The 7260-nt window shown below is 73.3% G+C and carries 7 protein-coding genes; 2 read left to right on the top strand and 5 right to left on the bottom strand.

Features of this window, described 5'->3' with window-relative positions; genetic code table 11:
* Positions 1-107 precede the first annotated feature (107 nt).
* Together ACFVWD_RS48715 and ACFVWD_RS48710 are read right to left on the bottom strand one after the other, a co-directional pair.
* Complete coding sequence (locus ACFVWD_RS48715; RefSeq protein WP_389604867.1) at positions 108-515, bottom strand: hypothetical protein; 408 nt, start codon at positions 513-515, stop codon at positions 108-110.
* A 237-nt stretch (positions 516-752) separates the two neighbouring features.
* Positions 753-1526 (bottom strand): hypothetical protein, encoded by a 774-nt coding sequence (locus ACFVWD_RS48710; protein WP_389604865.1) that lies wholly within the window; start codon positions 1524-1526, stop codon positions 753-755.
* 539 nt (positions 1527-2065) lie between these two features.
* Here ACFVWD_RS48710 and ACFVWD_RS48705 point away from each other — a divergent pair.
* Together ACFVWD_RS48705 and ACFVWD_RS48700 are read left to right on the top strand one after the other, a co-directional pair.
* On the top strand, positions 2066-2770 hold the full coding sequence (locus tag ACFVWD_RS48705; protein ID WP_389604864.1) for a transglycosylase family protein: 705 nt from the start codon (positions 2066-2068) through the stop codon (positions 2768-2770).
* 100 nt (positions 2771-2870) lie between these two features.
* Positions 2871-3344, top strand: a complete 474-nt coding sequence (locus tag ACFVWD_RS48700; protein WP_389604862.1) for a transglycosylase family protein — start codon at positions 2871-2873, stop codon at positions 3342-3344.
* Here ACFVWD_RS48700 and ACFVWD_RS48695 read toward each other — a convergent pair.
* Genes ACFVWD_RS48695 through ACFVWD_RS48685 form a run of 3 tightly spaced genes read right to left on the bottom strand, consistent with a single transcriptional unit; the run spans position 3341 to position 7172 of the window.
* Positions 3341-3997, bottom strand: a complete 657-nt coding sequence (locus ACFVWD_RS48695; protein ID WP_389604860.1) for an ABC transporter ATP-binding protein — start codon at positions 3995-3997, stop codon at positions 3341-3343. The two genes, ACFVWD_RS48700 and ACFVWD_RS48695, sit on opposite strands and share 4 nt — an antisense overlap.
* A complete protein-coding gene (locus ACFVWD_RS48690; protein ID WP_389604859.1) occupies positions 3994-6678 on the bottom strand; it encodes an ATP-binding cassette domain-containing protein in 2685 nt (894 codons plus the stop codon). Before ACFVWD_RS48690 ends, ACFVWD_RS48695 begins: the two co-directional genes overlap by 4 nt.
* A complete protein-coding gene (locus tag ACFVWD_RS48685; RefSeq protein WP_389604857.1) occupies positions 6678-7172 on the bottom strand; it encodes a hypothetical protein in 495 nt (164 codons plus the stop codon). Before ACFVWD_RS48685 ends, ACFVWD_RS48690 begins: the two co-directional genes overlap by 1 nt.
* Positions 7173-7260: the final 88 nt, after the last annotated feature.

The raw sequence follows: 7260 nt of genomic DNA, 5'->3' as shown, positions 1-7260 counted from the left end.
CCTCGTTCGGGGTGCGCTACACGGCCGGCCCAAAGACCATGTCACGTAGCGACTGGGGCGGGGGGGCCCCCCGGGCCCCCGCCCCTCACCTGTTCAACCGTTTCTGCTCACAGCCCCCTGCGGGGCGCGGGCGGCAGCGCGGCCGGGATGTGGTGCAGTCCCGTACCGTGCTGGCGCGCCACCGGCTGCCAGACGCCGGTCGTCGACGCGCCGTGACCGTGCTGGGAGCCGCCGTTGCGCGCGGAGTACGCCCCCGCGCTGTAGGAGCTGTACGACGAGGGGTACGAGGATCCGCCGTACGCGCTGGAACCCTGCGTCAGGATCCCGAAGGCCGTGAAGCCGAGCTCGTCCTCGCCGTGACGGTCGCCGGGCAGGGCCCTGAAGGATCTGACCCACTCGGCGTAGAGCGCGTCATAGATCGGCGTGGCCGATGGGCCGCGCGGAGGATCCTGAGCCGATCGCGCGGCCGGGATCTGCTGGAAGGGCTGGCGGCGGGGGGCGTCGTAGGTGTGCACGTATGTGCCAACGACCCCACAGCCCAACAGATGCGGTCACACCTTTGCTTGAGCCACCCCGTCAGGGGCGCAAGCCCTCCAGGGGCGCGGGGAACTGCGCGCTCAGCCGCATACGGCCCGCAGCCGACAACGCACGCGCAGCCCCCTCTTCCAGGGGCGCGGGGAACCGCGCGCTCAGCCACACACGACCCGCGGCCGACAACGCACCCCCGCACCCGGCTCAACCCAGTGGAACGCTCACGTTCCGGCGAGCGGCATCGCGGCAGCCACCAACTTCCCGTTCGCCGCCGCCTTGTCCAGCGCGTCCCGCAGCAGATCCTCCCGCGGCTGCCGCCCGATCGACCCGACCGGCGCCGCGAACAGCAGCACCTGCTGGTGCTTGTTGGCGGCGGCCCGCCAGCTCTCGGCGACCTGGAGCGCCTGGTGCGCCTGCCACCAGGCGACGGGCGACCCGCCCCCGGTGCCCGGCTGGAGCACGGCGTGCAGCTGCCCCATGGCGAGCAGCACGGACCACCCGTGCAGCACCGGCGGCACCGAGCTCAGCTCGGTCACCGGCATGAACCCCTGTTCGATGAGGAGCGGCAGGAAGTCGTCACCGATGTCCGTCGAGCCGGGCCGCACGATGGGCCCCGTCGGCTCGACGACGAGCGCGGGGTGCAACTCGCCGCTGATCAGGATGAGTCCGCTGGTCACGCCGAGCACGGCCTGCTCGGGCGCGGCCTGGGCGGGCACGCCCTCGGGGTTGATCGAGCGGACGGCGCCCTGGAGTTGCTCCTCGGTGACCTGGACGACCTGTGAGGGCAGACAGGTGGCGTGGGCGAAGGCGAGGACGGCGGTCTCGTCGCCGATGAACAGGACGGTGCTGGTGCGCTCCTGTTCCGAGTCGCCCGGGGTGCGGCAGGACGTGCAGTCGTAACTGCCCGGGGCGTTCTCTCCGGCGAGCAGCCGGTCGGCTTCTTCGTCGCCGATCTCGGCGCGTACGTCGTCGCTGACGTCGAGCATGCGCGGCACGGGTGGCTCCTCGGGATGCGGTACGTGGCGATGCCGGGTGGCTCCCGGCCCATGAATCCGGGGGTCCCGGCTCATGAAGATGACAACGGGCGATCTGTGGCCGGAGTCACGCCCGGGAGCGAACGGAATCGAACCATCCGACGCGCAGGGTGATCCCTTGTGCGGAATCTGTTACTCCGAGCCAACTTCGTGTCCATTCAAGGAAGTTGGTTCCGTGAAGTGGGTCACAGGTCACTTGAGTGGCCGGTCGACAAATCCTGAAATCAGCCTATGAAGTGGGTGGCCGAAAATCGCTGATACCTGCGGTAACTGTGAACTGGCCTCGAATGACATGGAGTTGGTTGATATCGGGGCGACCACCTCCATAGATTTCTCGGCCGTGTGCACAGAGCACCGCTCGGGTACGTCCGCCGGCCGAACCGTACGACTGGTTCGCAGCACCACCTCCGGCGGACGGGGCGGAGCACGACGACCGCGTCCTACGCGCAGGAAGTCGCGCCCCGCCTTGGGGGATCCCGGGTGTTTCGAGAGGGAACTACATGTCCGCATGTGCCGATAACACTCGTAAGGTTCGTACGACGCGTACGACGGCGGTTCTGGCCGGGGCGGCTCTGCTCGCCCCGCTCGGACTGCTCGCCGCGACCGGCAACGCCGCCGCGGCCGACAGCGGAGTGTGGGACCGCATCGCCAAGTGCGAGAGCGGCGGAAACTGGCACATCAACACCGGCAACGGCTACTACGGAGGACTGCAGTTCTCCGCCGGCACCTGGCGGGCCTACGGCGGTTCGGCCTACGCGTCGACCGCCGACAAGGCCTCCAAGGCCGCCCAGATAGCCGTTGCCACCAAGGTCCAGAACGCACAGGGATGGGGCGCCTGGCCCACCTGTTCGGCGCGGGCCGGAGCGTACGGCAACGCACCCGCGTCCTCGGGCGCCGGGTCGTCCGGAGGGTCGGCCACCACGAAGTCGGCCCCCAAGTCGACGTCGAAGTCGGCCTCCAAGTCGGCTCCCACCGAGTCGACGACCAAGTCGGCCCCCGCGCAGGCGTCCGAGGCCCCGGCGCGCGCATCCGGCCACACGAACCGCGCGGCGTCCCGCGGCGACTACACCGTCCGAGGCGGCGACACCCTGAGCGGCATCGCGGAGCGGCACGGAACGACCTGGCGGAAGATCTACGCCGCCAACCGGGCGGTCATCGGCGGTGACCCCGACCTGATCATGCCCGGCCAGCGGCTCGACCTCTGAGCCCCGGTTCCACCCCGCCGCCCCGCCCCGGTCCTCCGACCGGGTGGGGCCCCGGGCGCGGCGGGGCGGACGCGCCCGGTGTGCTGCTTAGCGTGACCCGATGCACCTCTATCCGACGCCGTCGCCCCTGTTGAACAAGCGCAAGCGGTACGTGGCCGCGACCGTCGTCGCTGCCACCCTGGCCGTCCTCGTTCCCGCGAGGGCGGCCGTCGCGTCCCCGTCCCCGTTGTCCCCGTTGTCCCCGTTCTCCGGCCAGCCGGCGGGGCGGGCGTCGTACAACTGTGCTCGGGACCAATGGCCCTGGGGCTGCCTCGCCAAGTGCGAGAGCGGCGGGCACTGGCACGCGAACACCGGAAACCACCACTACGGAGGACTGCAGTTCAGGCAGGCCACCTGGGTGGCGTTCGGCGGCCGGGCGTACGCCCCGCGTGCGGACCTGGCCCGGCGGAAGGAGCAGATCAAGGTCGCCAAGCGGGTGGTGCGCGTCCAGGGGTGGGGCGCCTGGCCCGTCTGTGCCAAGAGGTACAAACTCCGGGGCCGCACACGTGTGATGAACCCCGGTCGGACGTTCTAGGTCTCCCGGCGGCGCACTTCGGCCGCCTCTCCGCTGAACGCGACCGAGCCCCGGCTCAGTTCATGGACGTAGGTCGTCCGGCCCGCCCGTTCGCGCAGACCGGGCGGCAGCCGCTGCTCGGCGACCACCACGCACGCGTCGAGGCCGCCGAGGAGTTCGTACGTGCGGGCCGCGACCGCCGGTGACATGCCCTGCGCGGGCTCGTCGACGAGCACCACGCGCGCGCGTGCCAGCAGGGCGCGGGAGAGGGCGAGCATGCGCTGCTCGCCCCCGGAGAGGGTGCCGGCGCGGCGCGGGAGGAGAGGCTCCAACTGCGGGTACGCGTCGAGGGCGGGAGCGAAATCGGGCGCGGCCAGCATCAGGTGCTCGCGGACCGTGAGCGAGCCGAAGACGGCCCGGCGCTCCGGGACCAGGCACAACCCGCGCCGGGCCCGTTCGAAGGCGGCCAGCCGGGTCACGTCCACCCCGTCCCAGACGACCGTGCCGTCGGACAGCGGCACGGTTCCCGCGAGGGCGCGCAGGGCGGTCGTACGGCCCGAGCCGTTGCGGCCGAGCAGCACGGTGAGGCCGGGGCCGGGCGCGACCAGGGTCACGCCGTGCAGGGCCTCCAGGGGGCCGTAGCGCACGCGCGCGTGGCGCAGCGAGATGTTCATCCGCGCCCCCGCTCCAGTACGTGGCGGGCGGGGCCGGAGGTGACGACGCGTCCGGCGGTCATGACATGGACGACGTCGGCGAGGTCGGCGACCAGATCGAGGTCGTGCTCGACGACCAGCAGGGCCGTGCCGTCCGCGGCGAGTGCGCGCAGCACCCGGGCCAGCGCGGTCACTTCGGCGGTGTCCAGGCCCGCGGCGGGCTCGTCGAGCAGCAGCACGTGCGGACTTCCCGCGAGGGCCCGCGCCAGCTCCACGCGTCTGAGCGTCCCGGTCGGCAGGCCCTCGGCGGGCAGCACGCGGACCGGGCCGTCCAGCCCGAACAGCCGCAACGCACGTTCCGCCGCGGCGGGATCGGCGATCCGGCCCTGCTCCGCCCCCACTTGCACGTTCTCGGCCACCGTCAACGAGGGGAAGACCGCCAGCTGCTGGAAGGTCCGCGCGATGCCGAGCCGGGTCCGGGCGTGCGCGGCGAGACGGGTGATGTCCTGCTCGCCGAACAGCACCCGGCCGTGCGACGGGCGCAGCGTACCGGCGAGGCAGTGGAACAGGGTGCTCTTGCCGGCCCCGTTGGGCCCCACGACAGCGGTGACCCACCCGGGCCGGACCTCGAGATCGACTCCGTCGAGCGCGGTGAAACCGTCGTAGGCGACCCGTATACCTCGGGCGAGCAGCGATGCGGGGGCCGGCACGGCAGGAGTGTGCGGGGTGTCCGGCCGGCGGGATGTCGTGCCCCGCCGGGGTATGGCGGGTTCCGGTCCGGTGCCGTCCGGCCGTTCGCCGACGGGCCGTTCGCCGACGGGCGGTTGGTCGGTGGGCCCCGTCTCCACCGACCGCAGTCGTCGCCGCACCCGCGCCCCCAGCGGGGTCGGCGTCGCCCGGCGGCGTGGCCGGAGCCGGGACGTCGCCGTGCGCAGGGCCTCGTACGGGCCACCGGGGAACCGGCCGACGAGTACCGCGAGCACCCCGATCAGCGCCGCGGCGACCCCGCCGCGCGCCCCCGCGTCGAGCCCCACCAGCAACGCCGCCGCGGCCAGCGCGCCGAGGGCGCTGTCGGCGCCGAGGACCACGACCGCCGCGAACCAGAGCAACCCGCGCACCGGGTCGTACGCCGTCGCGTCGAAGGCGCGCAGACCCATGCCGAGCATCCCCCCACCCAGCGCGGCCAGGGCGGCGCCCGCCACGAAGGCCGTCAGCTTCAGCGAGGGGACCCGTACGCCCACCGCCGAGGCGCCCGACGCGTGGTCGCGCATCGCGGCCAGGGCGCGGCCCGTACGGCCCCGGCGCAGCGCCCCCGTCGCCAGCAACGCGGCTGCCAGCAGCCCCAGTTCGAGCACGTAGTACGCGCGGTCGCCGTCGAAGCCCGCCGGGCGGTCCAGGGACAGCCCCGAAGTCGCGTAGGGCTGAGCGAAGACGAAACGGCTGACGCCCACCCCCACGGCGAACGTCGCCAGGGCCAGCGCCAGGCCGTGGCGGCTGATCGCCGGCCAGCCGGTCAGGACCCCGAGCGGGGCGACCAGCACCACCGCCACCGCCAGCGCGGCCAGTTCGGGCAGACGGGGCAGTCCGGGGAAGCGGCCGGCGGCCAGCAGCGCGGTGAAGAGCGCGCCCAGACCCGCGTACGCCGCTTGCCCGAGGGAGATCTGACCGCCTCGGCCGGTCACCACGACCAGGGACAGGAGCACCACACCCAGCGCGGGCACCTGCACCGACGTGTGCAGGTCCGAGCCCGCGAGGCCGAGCGGCAGCAGGAACAGGACGACCGCGACGATCCACGCGCCCGGGGGCGTCGCCGCCCGGGTCGTCGCCGTACGCGGCAGGGCGTCCCGGTCGCCGATCCCCGGCAGGACGAGCGCCGCGACCAACAGGGCCACCACGAACAGGTTCGCGCCCACCGCCTGGAGCAGCGGCTCCGCCCAGCCCGCCGGATGCAGCCGCGTCAGCTGACTCTGCGCGACCCCGAGACCCAGCGCCACCACGACGGCCACCGGGAGGCTGCGCATCCGGGCGGCGACGGCCACCGCCATCACTTCCATGACGAGCAACGGCATGCCGTACGGATCGAGTCGTACGTACGGCGCCAGGAGCACGCCCGTCAGGCCCGCCGTGAAGGAGCCGAACGCCCAGCCCGCGGCGGCCACCCGGTCCGCGTCGATGCCGCCGAGCACGGCGAGCGAGCGGTCGTCGACGACAGCCCGCAGTTCCGTGCCGAAACGCGTCCAGCGCGTCACGCCCCCCACCCCGACCGCCAGCGCGAGGGCGACCGCCAACTGTCCCCACGGGTCCGCCGACACCAGCGTCGGCGCGTCCGCGCGTGCCCCGGTGCCCCACACCAGCGCGGCCCCGCCGACCAGCAGCACGAAGACGCCGAGAGACGCGACCAGCGTCTGCGCCGGGTCGCCGCCGAGGACGGACAGGGGGCGGAAGACGAACCGTTCCAGGGCCACGCCGATCGCGGGGGCCACCAGCAGCAGCGTCACCGCGGCACCGAGCGCGAGCGGCCAGCCCCACACCACCGTGAACTGCCGCAGCAGATACGCGCACACCATCGCGATCGCGCCGTGCGCGAAGTTCAGCACCCCGGTCGCCCGGTGGGTGACGACCAGCCCGATCCCGGTGAGCGCCGCCGCGCCGCCGACCGAGAGCCCGGCCAGCGTGAGGTCGTAGGTCAGGGAGCCGCTCATCACCGCTCCGGCGCGGGCGACCGCTCGGCCGCGGGCGGCTCACAGATCGGGCACGGGCCCAGCTCCCCGCTCGCCAGCACCCGCGAGTCCACCGGCACGGCGGCCGGCTTCCCCGCGACCAGCGGGCAGTCCGCGCGGTGCCACAGCGTGCCCCCGGGGACCATCAGCAGTTCCCCGCTGACGGCGAGGGGCGCCACGGCGGCCTGTTCGGACCGCTGCGCGTCGGCGGGCTCCGTCGCCACCAGCAGCCCGTACAACTCCTCGACGCGCGCCGCCGCCAGGGCGTTCCTGCCGTGCGTGAGCAGCACCGCGCCCGCGACGATCAGCGCGGCCCCGGGAATCGTGCAGGACGCCAGGTAGGGCAACTGCCGTTCCGCGTACCGCTCGCCCGAGACGCCGTACCAGCCGATGACGCACAGCACCGCCCCGGCGGCGAGCGCGGCGCACCCGGCCCACAGGACGGGGTGCACGGTCCGCAGTCGAGGTGTCCGCATCCTGGCTCCCAGACGTCGTGTGGCTGTCTGTCTTCCAAGTCCGCCAATGGACTTGCACTATGCCTTCTGGAAGCTGACCCTGAAAGCT

Source organism: Streptomyces sp. NPDC058086 (assembly GCF_042885015.1).
GTDB lineage: Bacteria > Actinomycetota > Actinomycetes > Streptomycetales > Streptomycetaceae > Streptomyces.
Note: the sequence above shows the minus strand (reverse complement) of the source record. Positions and strands in the feature narration are given on the sequence as shown.

Coding starts and splice junctions, on each gene's coding strand:
- ACFVWD_RS48705 (WP_389604864.1), top strand. CDS start 2,066: ATGTCCGCATGTGCCGATAACACTCGTAAGGTTCGTACGACGCGTACG.
- ACFVWD_RS48700 (WP_389604862.1), top strand. CDS start 2,871: ATGCACCTCTATCCGACGCCGTCGCCCCTGTTGAACAAGCGCAAGCGG.
- ACFVWD_RS48695 (WP_389604860.1), bottom strand. CDS start 3,997: ATGAACATCTCGCTGCGCCACGCGCGCGTGCGCTACGGCCCCCTGGAG.
- ACFVWD_RS48690 (WP_389604859.1), bottom strand. CDS start 6,678: ATGAGCGGCTCCCTGACCTACGACCTCACGCTGGCCGGGCTCTCGGTC.
- ACFVWD_RS48685 (WP_389604857.1), bottom strand. CDS start 7,172: ATGCGGACACCTCGACTGCGGACCGTGCACCCCGTCCTGTGGGCCGGG.